The 18,980-nt window shown below is 61.5% G+C and carries 16 protein-coding genes; 2 read left to right on the plus strand and 14 right to left on the minus strand.

Annotated elements, in window-relative coordinates; translation table 11 throughout:
* Nucleotides 1-38: 38 nt before the first annotated feature.
* Nucleotides 39-698, plus strand: a complete 660-nt coding sequence (locus BBAG_RS05515; RefSeq protein WP_003826852.1) for a potassium channel family protein — start codon at nucleotides 39-41, stop codon at nucleotides 696-698.
* Between the two features lie 115 nt (nucleotides 699-813).
* On the opposite strand, the gene BBAG_RS05520 is transcribed toward BBAG_RS05515, so the two are convergent.
* The 4 genes from BBAG_RS05520 to tyrS all read right to left on the minus strand — a co-directional run bounded on the left by BBAG_RS05520 (nucleotide 814) and on the right by tyrS (nucleotide 5,868).
* A complete protein-coding gene (locus BBAG_RS05520; RefSeq protein ID WP_033508495.1) occupies nucleotides 814-1,566 on the minus strand; it encodes a TlyA family RNA methyltransferase in 753 nt (250 codons plus the stop codon).
* A 59-nt stretch (nucleotides 1,567-1,625) separates the two neighbouring features.
* Nucleotides 1,626-2,672: an HAD-IIA family hydrolase gene (locus BBAG_RS05525; RefSeq protein ID WP_003826854.1), complete on the minus strand. Its 1,047-nt coding sequence runs from the start codon at nucleotides 2,670-2,672 to the stop codon at nucleotides 1,626-1,628.
* Nucleotides 2,669-4,453, minus strand: a complete 1,785-nt coding sequence (locus BBAG_RS05530; RefSeq protein ID WP_033508411.1) for a hypothetical protein — start codon at nucleotides 4,451-4,453, stop codon at nucleotides 2,669-2,671. The genes BBAG_RS05525 and BBAG_RS05530 overlap by 4 nt, the downstream gene beginning before the upstream one ends.
* Before the next feature lie 92 nt (nucleotides 4,454-4,545).
* Nucleotides 4,546-5,868 carry a tyrosine--tRNA ligase gene (gene tyrS, locus BBAG_RS05535; protein WP_003826857.1) on the minus strand — a complete coding sequence of 441 codons (1,323 nt, stop codon included), beginning with the start codon at nucleotides 5,866-5,868 and terminating at the stop codon, nucleotides 4,546-4,548.
* A gap of 201 nt (nucleotides 5,869-6,069) precedes the next feature.
* Between tyrS and BBAG_RS05540 the strand changes: the two genes are divergently transcribed.
* Nucleotides 6,070-7,902 carry a DUF975 family protein gene (locus BBAG_RS05540; RefSeq protein WP_033508413.1) on the plus strand — a complete coding sequence of 611 codons (1,833 nt, stop codon included), beginning with the start codon at nucleotides 6,070-6,072 and terminating at the stop codon, nucleotides 7,900-7,902.
* 84 nt (nucleotides 7,903-7,986) lie between these two features.
* Here the strand turns inward: BBAG_RS05540 and BBAG_RS05545 are convergent, their stop codons facing one another.
* The 10 genes from BBAG_RS05545 to argC all read right to left on the minus strand — a co-directional run bounded on the left by BBAG_RS05545 (nucleotide 7,987) and on the right by argC (nucleotide 18,967).
* Nucleotides 7,987-8,769 (minus strand): putative ABC transporter permease, encoded by a 783-nt coding sequence (locus tag BBAG_RS05545; protein ID WP_033508415.1) that lies wholly within the window; start codon nucleotides 8,767-8,769, stop codon nucleotides 7,987-7,989.
* Nucleotides 8,770-8,783: 14 nt separating this feature from the next.
* Nucleotides 8,784-9,275: an HD domain-containing protein gene (locus BBAG_RS05550; protein WP_003826860.1), complete on the minus strand. Its 492-nt coding sequence runs from the start codon at nucleotides 9,273-9,275 to the stop codon at nucleotides 8,784-8,786.
* A gap of 308 nt (nucleotides 9,276-9,583) precedes the next feature.
* Nucleotides 9,584-11,062, minus strand: a complete 1,479-nt coding sequence (gene argH, locus BBAG_RS05555; protein WP_003826861.1) for an argininosuccinate lyase — start codon at nucleotides 11,060-11,062, stop codon at nucleotides 9,584-9,586.
* A gap of 152 nt (nucleotides 11,063-11,214) precedes the next feature.
* Nucleotides 11,215-12,453 (minus strand): argininosuccinate synthase, encoded by a 1,239-nt coding sequence (locus tag BBAG_RS05560; RefSeq protein ID WP_003826862.1) that lies wholly within the window; start codon nucleotides 12,451-12,453, stop codon nucleotides 11,215-11,217.
* Between the two features lie 270 nt (nucleotides 12,454-12,723).
* Entirely contained in the window at nucleotides 12,724-13,227 is a 504-nt protein-coding gene (gene argR / locus BBAG_RS05565) for an arginine repressor (protein ID WP_003826863.1), read from the minus strand.
* Nucleotides 13,224-14,192, minus strand: coding sequence for an ornithine carbamoyltransferase (argF, locus tag BBAG_RS05570; RefSeq protein WP_003826864.1), 969 nt, complete (start codon nucleotides 14,190-14,192; stop codon nucleotides 13,224-13,226). The genes argR and argF overlap by 4 nt, the downstream gene beginning before the upstream one ends.
* A gap of 106 nt (nucleotides 14,193-14,298) precedes the next feature.
* Nucleotides 14,299-15,579, minus strand: a complete 1,281-nt coding sequence (locus BBAG_RS05575) for an acetylornithine transaminase (RefSeq protein WP_003826865.1) — start codon at nucleotides 15,577-15,579, stop codon at nucleotides 14,299-14,301.
* A complete protein-coding gene (gene argB, locus BBAG_RS05580) occupies nucleotides 15,569-16,522 on the minus strand; it encodes an acetylglutamate kinase (protein WP_033508417.1) in 954 nt (317 codons plus the stop codon). The genes BBAG_RS05575 and argB overlap by 11 nt, the downstream gene beginning before the upstream one ends.
* A 181-nt stretch (nucleotides 16,523-16,703) precedes the next feature.
* Nucleotides 16,704-17,876, minus strand: coding sequence for a bifunctional glutamate N-acetyltransferase/amino-acid acetyltransferase ArgJ (gene argJ, locus BBAG_RS05585; protein WP_003826867.1), 1,173 nt, complete (start codon nucleotides 17,874-17,876; stop codon nucleotides 16,704-16,706).
* Entirely contained in the window at nucleotides 17,873-18,967 is a 1,095-nt protein-coding gene (gene argC, locus BBAG_RS05590; protein WP_033508419.1) for an N-acetyl-gamma-glutamyl-phosphate reductase, read from the minus strand. Before argC ends, argJ begins: the two co-directional genes overlap by 4 nt.
* Between the last annotated feature and the right edge of the window lie 13 nt (nucleotides 18,968-18,980).

The following is an 18,980-nucleotide window of genomic DNA, read 5'->3' on the forward strand; positions in this document are numbered from 1 at the left end:
GCGTACACTTGGGGCTGCAACACATTCAAGGAGCACATATGGCACGTAAGAAGGGCACCAAAAGCGTACTCGTCGTCGGACTGGGCAGATTCGGCAGTTCCGTGGCCTCCACGCTCAACGAGATGGAGCAGGATGTGCTCGCCGTCGACAAGGACCCGGAGATCGTGGCACGCTGGTCGTCGCAGATCCCGGTGGTGCAAGCGGATATGACCGATGTGATGGCGATCGAACGCATCGACGCCTCGCAATTCGATACCGCGGTGGTGGCGATCGGTGACAGCATCGAGGCTTCCGTGATCACGGCTGGCAACCTGCTGGACGCCGGTATCACCGACCTGTGGGCGAAGTCCGTCTCGATTCAGCATGCGCGTATTCTGCGCCGTATCGGCGCACGCCACGTCATCAATGCCGAAAGCGACGCCGGCAAGCGTATCGGGCATCTGGTGTCGGGCAACTACCTGGATTACATCGAGATCGAAGGCATGCACACGGTAGTGAAGGTGCATACGCCGCAACGTCTGGCGGGCAAGACGATCGCGGAAGCCGAAATCCACGACAAGTACGGCATTGTGGTGGTCGGTGTGAAATCGCCGGGCCGTGAATTCCAGTATGGCGAAAACGATACGGTAATGCGCCGCAACGACGAACTCATCATCGCCGGCAGACAGAGCCAGATCGACAAGTTCCTGGCATCCTGACGCAATGCTCTGAATCCATATATCACGAAGGCCGGTTCCACAATGCTCCTCGTGGAACCGGCCTTCGTTATGGTCGCAAGCCTGTCACGGCCGTACACGCACCTGACAGGAGGCGTCACGCCTGCGCGGTACGGGCATACAACAGCCATTCGGCGTTGCCATGCGTGCCTTCGATCGGCGATGGCGCGGTGGCCACCACGTTCAGCCCTTCACGCCTGGCGCAGTCCATAACATCGTGCAGAGCCTTGCGCCGCAACTCCTCGCTTTCCACGATCCCGTTCTTGCCGAGCCCATCGCGGCCGACCTCGAACTGCGGTTTCACCAGCAGCACCACGGCGGCTCCAGGTGCCGCAATACGCGCGATAACGGGAATCACGTAGGTCAGGGAGATGAACGACACGTCGGAAACGATCATCTGCGGCCTGAACGGCAGATCGTCCGCGAACACGTCCCGAATGTTCACGCCGCTCATTTCGATGATGCGCGGATCTGTGGCAATGCGCGGATCAAGCTGGCCGTGGCCGACATCCAAAGCGACGACACGACCTGCTCCCCTACGCAGCAGCACGTCGCAGAAGCCTCCGGTGGAGGCGCCGATGTCAAGACATTGCAGACCCTTCGGTTCCGCTAGTCCCTGCTCATGGAACGCCTCGAACGCCCCGACGAGCTTGTAGGCGCCACGGGACACATAATCCTCGCCCTTGTCCACGCGGATACGGGCATGCCCCAACGCGCCCACGGCGTATGCCGGCTTGGTCACCGTCTCGCCGTTCACCGTGACCTTGCCGGCCTTGATGAGTTTCTGCGCCTTGGTACGCGTCCCCACCACTCCGGCCTCCACCAGAAGCAGATCCAGACGGTCGGGCATGTTGACGATATCGTCGCCTACGGCCTCAAGGTCGATTTCATTGCCGCTGATCTGTTCGCTCATAGCGTAAATTCAGGCAGAGCGACAGAGGTCATGTCCGTGCCGTTGTCCTGCAGCTGCCAGGCGAGACAGATCGCCGCACGCAGTGCATTGATGGATGCGGGATCGCCGACACGAATCGCATTGTCCACCTTGTCGTAGGCGGCACGGGCATTGCCGCACACCCAGCACCCGTTGCCGATGCTGGTCGGCAGCGGCATGGTCTCGTTCAATCCACGCAGATCCTTCGCCACATAGGTCGGGCGCAGATGCGCCGGGGCAAGCATGAGCTCGCGCGGGTTCGTCACTCCGGTCAGTACGGCGAGCGAATCGTAGCCGCCACGGTTGCCGGCCTCGATATCGGTGTCCAGACGATCGCCCACCGCAATGGACTCCTCTTTGGACACCATGTCATTGCCTTCCGAGGCGTTCAGCTCACGCGCTTCGTCGTACATGTACGATTCGGGCTTGCCTGCGGACGCGACCGGTTCGACGCCGGTGGCGGTGATCACGGCCTGGATCATGGAGCCACAGCCTGGCGCGATGCCCAGTTCGCGCGGAATGGTCAGATCGCGATTGGTCACGAAATACGTGGCTCCCGCTTCCACGGCGAATGCGACGTTCGCCATCATCTGCCAGGTCATGTCCGGGTACCAGCCTTGGATGACGGCAGCCGGCTTGCTGGTCGGGTCATCGGTGATGACGAGTCCTGCGCGTTCGACCTCCTCGCGCAGATGTTCGGCGCCCAGCACCAGTACGCGCGATCCGGCCGGAACGGCCTTGGCGACCATGCGGGCGGCGACCACGGATGAGGTGATAACCTGCCATGGTTCGACCTTCAGCCCGAAGCCGATAAGCTGATCGGCGACGATGCGCTGGAAACGCGACGAGTTGTTCGTCGTGTATTCGATCATCATGCCTGCCTGCTCGGCCTGCTGGATGGAATCGGCGGCATGATCCACGGCGTTCTTGCCACGGTAGACGACGCCATCAAGGTCGAGCAGTGCCAGATGGTACCGCTCGGCCAGAGTGCGTTCGCTTCCCTGAAGAAAACGGGTTTTGCTCACTTTTCGGTCGACTCCTCGTCGACGTCCCCGGCTTCGGCCTGTTCGGATTCCTCGGACTTGGAATCGTCGGAATCCTTGGACTCCTCGGCCTTGGAATCATCGTCCTGCTCGGCTTCGCCGTCGGCTTGTTCAGCCTCCTGCTCGGGTTCCTCATCGGATTCCGCGCCTTCCTTGGCCTCGTCCGCAGGCAGCTCGGTCTCGTCCTCTTCCGGTTCGGGTTCGGGGGCGAACTGTGCTTCGGAGGGGTCGATGCCGAGCTTGTCGAGCACTTCCTCGTCATCGCCGTTGGTGATATACGCCAGGTCATGATCGATTACCACATCGTCGGAATCCTCGTCGATATCGAAGTCCGCGTACTGATCCTCAAGCTTCTCGATCATGCCTTCCAACGATTCGGCCTTATCGCTCTGTCCGGACTCCTCCAGGAAGAGCTGCTCGGCCTGCAGGGCGCGCATGCGGTAGGCGCCGGACAGCCCCTTGGAACGCGCCAGCGTATGCACGACGGCAATGGCCTTATCCCACTGCTCCAGATCGCCCAAGGCGCCCGCGTATACCAGGAACATCTCGGCCTTGGGCTCGCCGCGCAGCAGCTTGGCATCGTCGCTCAACGCCAGTTCGATGGCCTTCTTTGGATTGCCCAGGCCACGCTCGCAATCGGCCATGAACGGCAGATAGTCCGCGAAGCCGTTCATACGGAAGGCGGTGCGGAACTCACGCAACGCAAGCTTGTAGTCGCCGGTACGGTACGCGGCAAATGCCAGCGTCTCGCGAGCGAAATCGATGCGGGATGCCTGACGGGCAACCCACTTGGCATGCTCCATGGCCGCCTTGGGATCATCGTCGATAAGCGTGTAGGCCGCAAGAATATGCAGACCGGTGTTCTCCGCATGCTCCTTCGCCAGACCACGCAGACGTTCCTTCTCGTCGGAGGAAAGCATGGACCATTCAAGGCCCTTCGGCATCACCGGCTCGTCTGGGCGACGCGCGGTATACGGATTCTGGGAGGGGAAGCTCATCGTGCCGTCGGAGTTGCGGCGCGGACGGCTCATGTATTCGGTGCGCTTATGCTCGCGATATTCGCGCTTCTCGTCGTCGGAGAACTGGCGACGCTCGCCATGCTCGTCGTTGCGGCGATTATTGCGGCGGTCGTCATCGCGGCGGTAGCGCGGATTGCCCCCATGCTCGCCGTCACGGCGCGGGCCCTTGCCGAAGCCGCCCTTGCCGCCACGATTATCGCGGTAGCCTCCGCGACGCTCGCCGTCCTTGTGGAAATCGCGATCCTTACGGAACTCGCGCTTCTCGCCATCACCATCACGATGGAAGTCGCGATCCTTATGGAAGTCGCGATCCTTGCGGAAGTCACGGTCCTTGCGATAGCCTCCGCGACGCTCGCCGTCCTTATGGAAGTCGCGATCCTTGCGGTAGCCGCCACGGGAATCGCCGTCCCTGCGGAAGTCCTTGCGATAACCGCGGTTCTCGCCATCGCCGTCCCTACGGAAGTCGCGATCCTTGCGGAAGTCGCCATCCTTGCGATAGCCTCCGCGACGCTCGCCGTCCTTATGGAAGTCGCGATCCTTGCGGTAGCCGCCCTTGCCATAGGACTTACGCCCGCCGAATCCGCCCTTGCCGCCTTCGCGGTCGCCGTCGCGGTGTCCATAACCGCTCTTGCCACGCGGCTTGAATCCCTTGCCTCCGCGATTGCCCGGTCGGCCCGAGCCGCCATGCCCGTAAGACTTGCGCCCGCCGAACGACTTGCCGGAATGTTCATTACCTTCTGCCATATGCTGTTCCTCGCTTCAATCAGATACTTTGCGACTATTCGAAAACCATTCGCGTGGCGGGTCGTGGATACAGCCCGCCACAGCTATATGCGTCAGTGACGCTCCACCACGCCAAGCGCCTTCTTGCCACGGCGAATCAAGGCGAAACGGCCGGCGAGGAAGTCGCTCTCCCCCAGCACCGCCTCATCGTCCTCGACACGCACATTATTCAGGTACACGCCGCCGGACTTGATGGCACGGCGGGCCTCGGAACCGGACTTGAACAGTCCCGCCGCCTGCGCCGCGTCGATCACGCGTGCGCCGGCCTCGGATTGCGGGAACACATGCTCACCGTTCTCGCCGGCGACCTTGAACCCATCAAGCACGGATTCCAGGGTCTGCTCATCGATGGCATTCAGATCGCCGCCACGCCCGAACAGCGCGGTGGACGCATCGATGGCGGCCTGGGTCGCCTGCTCGCCATGCACGAAGCTCGTGACCTCCCATGCAAGGGTCTTCTGCGCTTCGCGAGCACCCGGATTCGTCTTGCTTTCCTCGATCAGACGCTCGATCTCGCTCTTCGGCAGGAAGGTGAAGGCCTTCAGCAGGCTTTCCATCTCCGCATCCGGGCGGTTGATCCAGAACTGATAGAACTTGTAGGGGCTGAGCATCGTGGCGTCAAGCCATACCGCATTGCCTTCGGACTTGCCGAACTTCTTGCCCTGCGCATCGGTGATGATCGGGCTGGTGAACACGTTCACGTCCACGCCGCGCACCTTATGGATCAGATCCAGCCCGGAGGTGAGGTTGCCCCACTGGTCGGAACCGCCAAGCTCCAGCGTGCAGTGGTACTCATCGAACAGGTGCAGGAAGTCGTTGCCCTGCAGCACCTGGTAGCTGAATTCGGTGAAGGAGATGCCCTCTTCGGAATTGAGACGGCGTGCGACCGTGTCTTTGGCGAGCATGGTGCCCAGACGGAAGTTCTTGCCGACATCGCGCAGAAAATCGATGACGCTCATCTGCGCGGTCCAGTCGTAGTTGGAGACGAAACGGACCGGATTGCTTCCTTCGGTATCGAGAATGCCGCCGATCTGCTTCTTCAAACGCTCGGCCCATCCTGCCACGACGTCCTTGGGGTTCAACGTGCGTTCGCCGGACTGGCGCGGATCGCCGATCAGACCGGTCGCGCCGCCCACCAGTGCAATGGGATGGTGGCCTGCGAGCTGCAGGTGGCGCATGTTGATGAGCTGTACCAGATTGCCGATATGCAGTGAGGCCGCGGTCGGATCGAATCCGCAATAATAGGTGATCGGCTCGCCGTTCAGTGCCTGAGCAAGGCGTTCACGATCGGTGGACTGGGACACCAGACCACGCCACTGAAGTTCCTCAAGCAGAGATGAAAAACCTGCTTCCCTGAAGTCAGTGATACGAGCCATATCTTGTTAATCTCCCTATCAAATTCTTGGGTTTCGAATGCGTATAACGCATCATTCAGTCTCGCAGAACATCACGACAGCTTCACACGCGAGGCGTCCCGGCCCGAACAGCGGAAATAGGCAGACGACAAAGCTATAATGAGCGTGCTTGGACAGGACCGCGCCCAACGTTCTTTTGCAATTAGGGGAAACGAGAGAGATGTGAATCGAAAAGCCCTGAAGACACAAGCGAAAATCACGCTGAAACGCCATTATTGGCTCATCCTTGTGCTGTGCCTGTTCGCTGCGTTCCTTGGCGTCGAATACGGTTCGACGCTATGGGCGACCGACTATCAGAATCCAGCCGTCGTCAGTTCCTCCGCCGATGAGACCACTGTCACCAGCGGTGCGGCGAGCGACCATCTGTCGTCCAATGGCATCTCGGATCTGCTGGAGAAGATCATCGCCGGTGACGATGCCGGAGCCAAGCGGCAGGTGGAGCAATCCCAGAAGAGCATCCAGGACAACGACCATGACGCGACGTTCGGCCGGTCGCGCGGCGTATTCGCCACAGTGCTCAATTCCTTCTCCACCGGCAGCGTCATCCTTTCCGTCACCAACGCGATGAGTTCCATCCTGCATTCGCGCGGAGGGGCCGCCATACTGCTGGTGCTCGCCAGTCTGGCGGTGTACCTGTTCGTCTGGCTGTTCATCCGCGAAACCTACCTGGTGGTGTCCCGCCGCATGGTGCTTGAATCGCGCGTCTACGAGCAGGTGCCGATCCACCATATGATGTTCCCGCTGCGCACCCGCAAATGGGCGAGCATCGCATGGACGATGTTCGTAAAGAGCGTGTTCCTGACTCTCTGGTGGCTGACCATCGTCGGCGGCATCATCAAGACCTTCTCCTACATGCTGGTGCCGTTCATCATCGCCGAGAACCCCTCCATCAAGGCATGCGACGCGATTACGCTGTCCCGTCGCATGATGAGAGGACACAAGTGGGAGTGCTTCGTCGCCATACTGACCTTCCTCGGCTGGGACATCCTGTCCATCTGCACGCTTGGCCTGACCGGCATCTTCTATTCCAACGGCTACAAGGCCTCGTTCTGGGCCGAATACTATACCTACCTGCGCGGCACCGCGAAGCAGGCCGGCCTGCAGGGCGCCGAACAGCTCAACGACACGTTCCTGTTCGAAAAGGCACCGGCCGATCTGCTGGAGCGCACCTACTCCGACGCCCGCACCGCCATCAGCGAAGTGGATGCCCAGGGCGAAACCGTCAGCGCGCCGAAGGGCTTCGCCGGCTGGCTGGCCGACTGGTTCGGCATTCGCATCATGCGTTCCAAGCAGGTGTCGGCCTGGGAGGATTACCAGGGCAAGATGCACGCGTCGAAGACCGGCAGGGCTCTGCTGGCCGCGCAGATGTACCCGGTACGCCTCTCCCCCATCCCCATGAAGGACAAGAACATCAACATAGGCGGGTTGAACGCGGCACGCAGCTACTCGCTGCTGAACCTGATAATGATGTTCTTCATCTTCTGCATCATCGGCTGGGTGTGGGAGGTCGCACTGTGCTTCATCGACGAGGGCGTGTTCGTCAACCGCGGCACCCTGCATGGCCCATGGCTGCCGATTTACGGCACCGGCGGCGTCTTCATCCTGATCGTACTCAAGAAGCTGCGCAAGCACCCGGTCGCGGAATTCGTCGCCGCCGTTGCGCTCTGCGGCACGTTGGAATACATCTCGTCGTGGCATCTGGAAATGACCAAGGGGCAGCGTTGGTGGGATTACACCGGCTACTTCCTGAACATCAACGGACGCATCTGCGCCGAAGGCCTGCTGGTGTTCGGTCTGGGAGGTTTGGCGATCGTATATCTGGTCGCGCCGACGCTCAACCAGTTGCTTGACCGCATCAACCGCAAGGCGCTGCTCTGCGTGGCTCTGGTGCTGCTGGTCTCGTACATCGGAGATCAGGTCTATTCGGCCCAGCATCCGAATTCCGGACACGGCATCACCGACACCGGTTCGTCATCCGTCGAAGTGCGCCAGTAGCGCGACAAAGCAACGGCATTGCCGATATCGAGGGGCCGGCTTCATTCACCATGAATGCGGCCGGCCCCTCAATATCGGATTCGATTATTTTCTACGCAACAGTTCGCGCACGGTTTCCATGATCTTGCTTTCCTTCACCGACTCGGTCGATCTCAAATTCGGAAACGCCTGAATCATGCGACGCTGCTGCCGGTTCAGGGTTTTCATGGCACTACTGCGCATACTGGCGAGAATCTCCTGCGATGAAGACGACCATTCATGGATCTTCTGCAGCAACACGTCCTTGCCCCACTGGCATGATTCGCCGGTATGCTCGGCCGCGCTCTGAATCATTTCGCTGAAATTCCTCAGACTTTCGCTCAGGTTCACCATGCCTCGAATCGTCACAATCATGTCTATGACGAACAGCACGATGAAGCATAGGCATAACGCATGCAATGCGCGCATCGGAACCAGCATCGTCCATTGCGCCACCCAGGGCTGGGCCAATTCAATCAATGCAACACCGGCTGCTCCGAACACCACGGCCCCCAACAGACTGACACGCCCCTGGATGTTGAACCGGTAATCGCTGTAATCCCACCAACGCGCATGGAATATCTTCTCCATCGCCCATGAGGTGACGAATTCAAGCACACTGGCACCCAATGCGGAAATAAGGAAGATGATCACCGGATGGTCTCGCAGGCCGCTCAGCAATAGAATGCCCAGCACCGCGCCGGCACCATAGATCGGGCAGATCGGACCGTTCAGGAATCCCCGGTTCACCCAGCGACGTTCAAGAACGGACACCAGAACGGATTCATAGACCCAACCGACGCAGCTGTACAGCAGGAACCACAGCAACAGGTATTCGATATTCGGCATGAATGCCTCCAAGCTCACTTCCGCAGCAGCGGTTTATGGAAACGGTCACGGGAGAATGTCTCCCTGGTGGCGCTGATCTTATCCGCCATGGTGACCAGATATCCCTCGATGTATTTCGGCGGAACCGGCGTCATGGGGAACATGTGCTTGGCGATGCTGTCGCGTTCGATATGGTTGAGGTCGAAATCGCGCACCGCATTGCGCAACGCAGCCTGTCCATGGGTGAAGCCATGCAGCCGATGCTCGCCATTGTCCCAATCGTGCCAGTCGTAAAGGAAGTAGTCGTGCAGCAACGCGGATCTGACCAGGGAATGCAGATCGACGCGATACCACAGGCGCAGACGGTCGGCCATCCATACCGCCAGACAAGCGACGCGAATGGAATGGGCGAATGTGGTCACCGCCCCATGCTGGTAGCACCGTCTTTCGATGTCCATATGCTCGTGTTCGAACACTTCACGCCCATGCTGGTAGACCAGCCGTTGAATCTGAACTCGCGTCAGCATCGTTTGTCCCCTTCTTGTTCTGTGATTACTGCGCTCGAGTGTATTGCAAGCGGCATCCGCACGCCCTCATTCGATGGAATGAATCGATTCCCCAGCCCATTATCACCAGCGATCGTGCCAACGACTCCCCGACAGCCACATGATGGTTCCGTCCAGACAGCGGCAATCGATTGCAACCATACGCATAGGTAGACCCGCCGAACGATATGCCGAACGGCGGGTCTTTGTCATCCTATTGGCCGATGGTCACCATCATGCGGGCAATGCGGACCATCAGCGCATCATCGATCGCGCTTCGGGCGAGCCCGTCAACGCAATGTTTCCGGAGCCTTGTAGGCGGGGCCGTCGCTGGTGGACTCGGCGAACACCTTGAGCTCCTCGGTTTCGCGCTTGGCATCGGCGATCTGCTCACGCACACGGCCATACGAGGTGCCGCCCTTGCCGTTGCGGGATGCGACGGAACCATCGCTGGAAAGCACCTCACGCACCTTCGGCGCGACTTCGGCAGGCAGGAACGCCGCGAACGTGGAGATGAAGTCCTCGTCGGTCAGATCCCACAGCTCCACACCACGGCCTTCCGCGATCTTGACGCATGCGCCGGAAAGCTCATGCGCGTGGCGGAACGGCACACCGTTCTTGACCAGCCATTCGGCGATGTCGGTGGCCAGGGCGAAGCCGGTTGGGGCTTCGGCCGCAAGACGTTCGGTATCGAAGCGCATGGTGGCGACCATGCCGGTGAAGGCGGGCAGCAGCACCTCAAGGGTGTCGACCTGGTCGAACACGGCTTCCTTGTCTTCCTGAAGATCGCGCGCGTAGGCGGTGGGCAGGCCTTTCAGCGTTGCCATAAGACCGGTGAGATCGCCGATAAGACGCCCGGACTTGCCACGAGCAAGCTCGGCGATGTCCGGGTTCTTCTTCTGCGGCATGATCGAGGAACCGGTGGAGTAGGCATCATCGAGCTTGACGAAAGCGAACTCCTGTGTGTTCCAGATGATGATCTCTTCGGACAGGCGGGAGATGTCGACGCCGGTCATGGCTGCGATGAAGGCGAATTCGGCGACAAGATCGCGGGCGGCGGTGCCGTCGATGGAGTTACTGGTCACTGTGGCGAAGCCGAGTTCGCGGGCGACGGCCTCCGGATCAAGTCCTAGGGTGTTGCCGGCGAGGGCACCGGAACCGTACGGCGACGCGTTGATGCGCTTGTCCCAGTCGGCCAGACGCTGGATGTCGCGGATCAGCGGCCACACATGGGCCATGAGCTGGTGCGCCAACAGTACCGGCTGGGCGTGCTGCATGTGGGTGCGGCCCGGCATGACGGCCTTGCCGGCTTTCACGCTTTGCTCGATCAGCGCATTGATGAGGTCGATGAGCTGGGTGGCGATCACGCGGGAATGGCGGCGCAGCCACATGCGGATGAGGCATGCGATCTGATCGTTGCGGGAACGACCGGCGCGCAGCTTGCCACCGAGTTCGTCGCCGGCAATGTCGATCAGTCCGCGTTCGAGCGCGGTCGCTTCGTCCTCGTCGTCCTCGATGGGAGCGAAAGTGCCGTTGTCCACGTTGCGCTGCAGCTCGTCGAGCGCGGCTTCCATACGGTTGAGTTCGTCATCGGTGAGCAGTCCCGCACGGCCGAGCGCACGGGCATGTGCGCGGGAACCGGCGATATCGTCGTCGGCAAGACGCCAATCGAACTGGGTGGACTTGGAGAGTTTGGCCAGTGCGGCGGAGGGGCCGGAGGTGAAGCGGCCGCCCCACAACGCCAGATGTTCGTTATTGCTTTCAGTCATGGTTCCTACCTTAGCTGGGAACGGGGAAATCACGCGGATATGTTCCACCACGCAGTATCAGTGGGGTCAACGGTAATCGAAGCCCCGCCGTCCGACCCGTATAGGGGTGGGCTGGCGGGGCTTACGCATGTGCCATGGGATGGCGGCGGATGTTACTCGACGGTGTTGTCCGGCACCTCGATGCCGTTGCCGAACTTGACGTCGCGGGCCGCGGCCACACGGCTCGGCAGTCCGTAGATGTCGATGAAGCCGTTGGAGGACTTCTGGTCGAAGCTGTCGCCGGAATCGTAGGTGGCCAGGTTGTAGTCGTACAGGGAGCTGTCGGAGCGACGGCCGGTGACGACTGCGCGACCGCCGTGCAGCGTCATGCGGATCTCGCCGTTGACGTACTTCTGGGTGTCTTCGATGAAGGCGTTCAGCGACTGGGTGGCGGGGCTGAACCACTGCGCATCGTAGACCAGCTCGGCCCAGCGCTTGTCGATATCGCGCTTGATGCGGTGCTGTTCGCGCTCCAGGCAGCAGTTCTCCAGCTCCTGGTGGGCGGTGATCAACGCCACGGCACCCGGAGCCTCGTACAGCTCGCGGGACTTGATGCCGACCAGACGATCCTCAATGAGGTCGATACGGCCGATGCCCTGTGCGCCGGCGCGACGGTTCATCTCTTCGATGGCCTGCAGCGGAGTGACGTCATGGCCGTCGATCTTGACCGGGACGCCCTGCTTGAACTCGATGACGACCTCGTCCTCGACCGGCGGGAACGCCGGATCGTCGGTGTAGGAATAGCAGTCCTTGGTCGGAGCATTCCACGGGTCCTCGAGGAAACCGGTCTCGATGGCACGGCCCCACACGTTCTGGTCGATGGAGAACGGGCTCTTCTCGGTCTGCACGATCGGCAGCTGGTGTTCCTTGGCGAACGCGATCTCCACGTCGCGGGTCAGGGAAAGATCACGAATCGGGCTGATGGCCTTGAGCGTGGGGTCGATGGAGGCGATGGAGACCTCGAAACGAACCTGATCGTTGCCCTTGCCGGTGCAGCCGTGGGAGATGGTGTCGGCGCCGAACTGGTGGGCGGCGCGCACCAGATGCTTGGAGATAAGCGGACGGGAGATGGCGGAAACCAGCGGGTACACGCCCTCGTACATCGCATTGGCCTTCAGGGCCTTCATGCAGTATTCGTTGGCGAACTCATCACGGGCATCGACGACATACGCTTCGACGGCGCCGCACGCCAGTGCGCGTTCCTTGATGGTCTCGAGGCTTTCGCCACCCTGACCGACATCAAGGGAGACCGCCACGACATCCTTGCCGGTGCGTTCCTTCAGATACGAAATGGCGACGGAGGTATCGAGACCACCGGAGTACGCCAGAACAAGACGATTCTTATCTGCCATGAGCTGCCTTTCTTCAAACAAAGCTTATGCAAGTATATACAGAGCTGCGTATATTTATGCACGGCGTGTCATATTTCAGGCATCGTATCGCGTGACGAAGTCTCCGTGCCGCCATCCCGTGTTCTATGCGTTGGCTCGTGCACAGCGTGAAGCGTGTATGAAACGCCTCCGCCGCGATTCTCGCCATGCTACGCCCCACAATGCAAAAGGCCCGGTGCTGTGAGCATCATAATGCTCGCCGCACCGGGCGCGACAACCCGTAAGAGTCCGTTATTTGGAGGCCAAGGTCAGCAGCCAATCGGCGCGTTGGACGGCGCTCTCGTCGTCGGAGCAGATCATCATCACCGTATCATCGCCCGCGATGGTGCCCAGCACACCCTCAATGCTCTGCCTGTCGAGCACGGAAGCCACATATTGCGCCGCACCCGACGGGGTATGCACCACGATGAGGTTCCTGGCCGTAGCCACCGATGTCACCAGCCCGCTAAGCGCACGCGACATCTGCTGTTCGACCTTGCCGTCCAAAGGACGGTCGTCCTCATCCGCATATCCGACGGCATATGCCATAGTGCCGTCCGGCATGCGCCGTTTGAACGCGTTCATCTCATCGAGGTCACGACTGAGCGTAGCCTGCGTGACCTCGATGCCCTCGTTGGCCAGCACCGACGAGAGCTGGGCCTGCGAGGTGATGATATGGGTCAGCAACGCCTGTTCGATGGCACTCAGTCGAGCGGCACGACTGGCCGGACGCTGCATCGGCGTGGGGTCGCTCATGCCAGCAGGCTTTCGTCGCCGCGTGCCTTGCCAGCCAACCAGGTAAGCAACGCCTTCTGCGCATGCAGACGGTTGCCAGCCTCATCCCAGACCACGGACTGCGGGCCGTCGATGACCTCGGCGGTGACTTCCTTGCCACGGTATGCGGGCAGGCAATGCTGGAAGATGGCATCGTCCTTGGCCTGGGCCATAAGATCGGCATTCACCTGATAGTCCCAGAACGGCTTCGAGCGGACGGCATATTCGGCCTCTTCGCCCATGGAGACCCAGGTATCGGTGAACACGCAATCGGCGCCGGCCACGGCCTCCTTCGGATCGGTGGTGACCAGGATGGAGCCGCCGTTCTCGGCGGCGATGGCCTCGGCATCGGCCACGATCTGCGGGTCGGGCAGATAGCCGTAGGGGCCCGCCACACGCACGTTCATGCCGGCGACCGCACCGCCCAGCAGATAGGAGTTCGCCATATTGTTGGCGGCATCGCCCAGGTAGGCGATGGTCTGGTTCTTCAGATTATCGACGCCTCCGCGGTGTTCGGCGATGGTCTGGAAATCGGCGAGAATCTGGCAGGGATGGAATTCGTCGGTCAGCGCGTTGACCACGGGGTGCGTGCTGTACTTCGCCATCTCCTCGACACGATCCTGCCCGAAGGTGCGCCACACCACGCCGTAGGCCATACGGTCGAGCACACGGGCGGTGTCGGCCACCGGTTCGCCACGGCCCAGCTGAGAGCCGGACTTGTCGATCACCAGCGGGTAGCCGCCGAGTTCGGCGACTCCGATGGAGAAGCTGGAGCGCGTACGGGTGCTCGGCTTGTCGAAAATCACCGCAATGCCCTGCGGGCCGGCAAACGGACGGTGATAGAAGCGATCCTTGTGGAATTTGATGGCCAGTTCCAGGACCTGCTTCTGCTCCTCGTGGTTCAGATCGTCGTCGCGCAGCATGTGGCGCAGTTCGGGGGTTGCCATGTTGTCTCCTTACGTTTTACGTTGTGTTATGCGGCACGCGATTCAACGGCGATTCGCGTGCCGACCATTACAGCCGGTCCAAGCCGGGCCGGCCTCACGATATCAATCAGTCGTCGGGCAAATCGACGGGAACATCCTTGAGGATGGCCAAAGCCTCCTCGACGTCGGATTCACTGACGATCAGTGGCGGGGCGAAGCGCAATGCATCGGCACGTACCGCGTTGACGATGAGCCCGCGTTCCAGGCACCAGTTCATCACCGCGTGGGCGCACGGGTGACTCAGCTGCACCGCGTCGAGCAGACCGCAGCCGCGCACGGATTCGTACAGCGGATTGCCGGTGGCCATGATGCCGTCGCGCAGCTGCGTGCCGCGAGCCTCGGCATTGGCGAGCAAATGCTCCTGCTCGATAGTGGACAATGTGGCAAGGCCCGCGGCAGCACCCAACGGGTTGCCGGCGAAGGTGGAGCCGTGCGAGCCAGGCGTGAACAGATCGGCGACCTTGGCGCCGAATGCGATCATGCCGCCCATGGGGAAGCCACCCGCCACGCCCTTGGCGAACGTGACCACGTCCGGCTTGATCCCGCCGGACAGCTCCTCACGCTGGAAGGCGAACCAGGAACCGGTGCGGCCAATGCCCGTCTGCACTTCGTCAATGATCAGCAGAGCGTTGTTCTCGGTGCATAGTTCGCGCGCATACTTGACGAACTCGGCACCGACCGGACGTACACCGGCCTCGCCCTGAATCAGTTCCATCATGACGGCCGCGACAGGCCCCTTGCCGTCGCTGCCGGTGGAGGCGAAGGCATCCTTCAGCGCCTCGGTGTTCCCCGCTTCCACGAATTCGACATTCGGCACCAAAGGCTGGAACGGTTCGCGAATCGCCGGCTTCCATGTTGCGGACAGCGCGCCCAGCGTACGGCCGTGGAATCCGTTCACCAGCGCGATGATGCGTGCGGAGCCGTCATCGGTCAGGGTGCGGCCGTGCAGCTTGGCGATCTTGATGGCGGCCTCGTTGCCTTCGGCACCGGAATTGCCGAAGTAGACGCGCGAGCCTTCCGGCGCGCCGCCCAGTTCAATCAGCTTGGCAGCCAGCTCGATCTGCGGTTCGGATGCGAAATAGTTGCTTACATGGGCGACCTTCGCGGCCTGTTCGCTTACGGCCTTGACCCATGCAGGGTGCGCATAACCCAGCGAATTGACGGCGATGCCGGCCAAGAAATCAAGATAGCGGTTGCCGTCCACGTCCCATACATGGGTGCCTTCGCCGTGATCCATCACACGCAGCGGCGTGCCGAACACGTTCATATGCACCTGGGAGTACTCCCCCAGCCACTTGCCGTCGTTAGGGCCCAATACCTCCGGGCCGTTGGTGTTATTAGCGTTCATAGGAACTCCTCATTTCGATGCCGTCCTCGGGCACGACCATGGTGCCGATGCCGGCGGAGGTGAATATCTCGTTCAGGATGGAGTGCGGTTTGCGCCCATCGATGATGTGCGCCTTGGGCACGCCACCGTCGATGGCTCGCACGCATGCCTCCATCTTCGGTCTCATGCCGCTTTCCAGATCGGGAAGCATGTCGCGCAGCGTCTCCACGCCGATGCGACCGATCAGCGAGTTACGGTCGGGCCAATCGGCATACAGGCCGTCGACATCCGTGAGAATGACCAGTTTGCTTGCACCAACGGCGGCGGCCAATGCGGCGGCGGCGGAATCGGCGTTCACATTGAGCACTTCGGTGGCGTTGTCCTCGTTCGGCGCCACGGAGGAGACGACCGGGATACGGCCGGCGTTCACCAGGTCCTCCACGGCGGAGGCATCCACGCTCACCACGTCGCCGACCAGTCCGATATCGGTAGGCTTGCCGTCGATGACGGGATGACGCTGCATGGCGGAGAACAGGCCGCCGTCCTCGCCGGACAGGCCCACTGCGAACGGGCCGTGCGCGTTGATCAGCCCCACCAGTTCACGGGACACCTTGCCGGTAAGCACCATGCGCACCACGTCCATGGCGTCCGGCGTGGTCACACGCAGGCCGCCTTTGAATTCGGATTTGATGCCCAACGCCTTGAGCATCTGGGAGATCTGCGGGCCGCCACCATGCACGACGATCGGGTGCAGACCCACTTGCCGCAGGAACACCATGTCTTCGGCGAAGCACGCCTTGAGATGCTCGTCGATCATGGCGTTGCCGCCGTATTTGACGACGATGCGCTGGCCGGCGAATTCCTCGAGCCACGGCAGCGCCTCGATCAGTACCTCCGCCTTCTGATCGGCGCGCAGATCGGTATGCACGTCGAGATGGAATCCGGGTCCCTTTAATTCACTCATATTCTTCCTAGTTTCGATTCCTCGCTTTGCCGCCTTGCCCAGATAGAAGTCACGCTTTCGGTTGAAGGATGCCGGGAGGCAAGCGTCATACGACATGCGACTCGACCTATCGGCCTGGAGGACGTCGATTGGTAGCGCCGCCTTCCGGCATATTGTCCTGTCCGGGTGTCGGAGGTGTATCTCAGCTTTCGTAGTCGGCGTTGATATGCACGTAATCGTTGGTCAGATCGTCCGTCCAGACGGTCGCCTCGGCATCGCCCGCATGCAGGTCGATGTCGATATGGACCTCGCGCGGGGTCATGTCGACCTCGCTGCGATCACGCCCGGCGCCGCCGTTCTCGCAGATTCGCACGCCGTTGACATCGACGGTCACCGCCGTCGAATCGTACGGGGCGACCTCGGCCGGCACGGTGCCCAGGGAGGACACGATACGACCCCAATTCGGGTCGTTGCCGCTGATGGCACATTTGAGCAGATTCGATGCCGCCACGGCACGCCCGCAGGCAAGCGCCGCGTCTTCGGTGGTGGCGCCGGTGACGGTGATGCGGATGTCATGGCTCGCGCCTTCGCCATCGCCTACGATCTGACGTGCGAGCGATGCACACGCCTTCTGCACAAGCGTGTTGAACTCGTCCATGTCGGGTTCAAGGCCGGAGGCGCCGGAGGCAAGCAGCAGTACCGTGTCGTTGGTGGACATGCAGCCATCCACGTCGATGCGGTTGAAGGAACGGTCGGTGGCCACGGCAAGGGCCGCCTGCATCTGGCCGGCGGACACCACGGCATCGGTGGTGATCACGCACAGCATGGTCGCCAGCTGCGGGGCGATCATGCCCGAGCCTTTGACCATGCCGCCGATCTTCCAACCGGTGGAGCCGGTCAGTTCAACGGTTTTCGGCTTGGTGTCGGTGGTCATGATGGCGTGCGCCGCATCCGACCCGGCATCGGCGGTGCTCGCAAGTGCGGCATAGGCGTTCCTGGCACCATTGAGTACGTTGTCGAGCGGCAGCAGCTCGCCGATAAGACCAGTGGAGCAGACGGCCACATCATGACTGTCGCACCCGACCAGATCGGCCACGGTTTCGGCGGTCTTCTTGGACTGGGCGAATCCCGGTTCGCCGGTACAGGCGTTCGCGCCACCGGAATTCAGAATGACGGCCTTGAGCTTGCCGTCCGCCACGATGCCGCGCGACCACTGCACGGGCGCCGCGCAGAATCGGTTCGAGGTGAACACGCCGGCTGCCGCGTCAAGCGGACCGTTGTTGACGACGAGGGCAAGATCCTTCTTGCCTTGTACGGAGGAGATACCAGCTTCCACGCCTGCGGCGGAAAAGCCCTGTGCAAAGGTAACGCTCACGGTGCCACTCCAATCTTGGTAAGGCCTTGATCCTCAGGCAGACCCAAGGCAATGTTCAGTGATTGCACCGCTTGCCCGGCGGTGCCTCGGTTCAGGTTGTCGATTGCGGCGAACGCGATGATACGGCCCGCATTGCGGTCGGTGACCACCTGCAGGTGCGCGGCGTTCGAGCCGATGACGTTGCCGGTGGACGGCAGCATGCCTTCCGGCAGCACGACCATGAAATCCTGGTCTTCGTAGGCTGTGGTCCAGGCCTCGCGAATCTGCGCGTCGGTCATGGCCTTGGCCTTCTCGCTCATGGTCGCGCTTACCGTGGCGAGAATGCCACGGGACATCGGCGCAAGCACCGGGGTGAAGCTCAGGGTGAAATCCTTCGCATCCGCGGCGTTCCTGCCCGCGGCATGGGCGAAGTTCTGCAGAATCTCGGGGATATGGCGGTGCGTGCCGCCCACGCCGTACGGCAGAGCCGCCTGCAACGCCTCGGCGGCGAGCAGATTGGTACGCTTAAGGTTCTTGCCTGCACCGGAATATCCCACGACCAGATCGGCCACAATGCTTTTCGACTCGACGAGCCCCTGGGCGATGCCCGGCTGCATGGCCAGCGTGGTGGCGGTGACGTTGCAGCCCGGGCCGGCGATACGTTTAGTTCCGGGAAGGGCCGACCGCTGACGCAGATACGTGCCGTTGGCGTCGGTGCCGACGATCAGCTCGGGCATGCCGTAGGTCCAATGCTCATAGAAGTCGCCGCCATAGAAGGCATCCCATGCGCTACGCTCCTCGAGGCGGTGGTCGGCGCCCAGATCGACGACGACGGATTCGGGGTCGAGCTGCGAAGCGAGCTTGCCGGAAGCACCGTGCGGCAGGGCGAGAATGATGACATCGTGCCCGTTAAGCACCTCGGGGGTGGTGTCCTGCACGACCAGATCCGCCAACTGGGGAATGTGCGGCATGTGCTTCGCCATCGACTCGCCCACGGACGAATGCCCGGCCACACAGGTCACTTCAAAATCCGGGTGGGCCGCAAGGATGCGCAGCGCCTCGCCACCTGCATAGCCCGTGGCACCTGCCACGGCAACCGTGTATTTCGCCATATTCATATCCTTT

Origin of the sequence: Bifidobacterium angulatum DSM 20098 = JCM 7096, assembly GCF_001025155.1 — a bacterium.
In the GTDB taxonomy this organism is placed as follows: domain Bacteria; phylum Actinomycetota; class Actinomycetes; order Actinomycetales; family Bifidobacteriaceae; genus Bifidobacterium; species Bifidobacterium angulatum.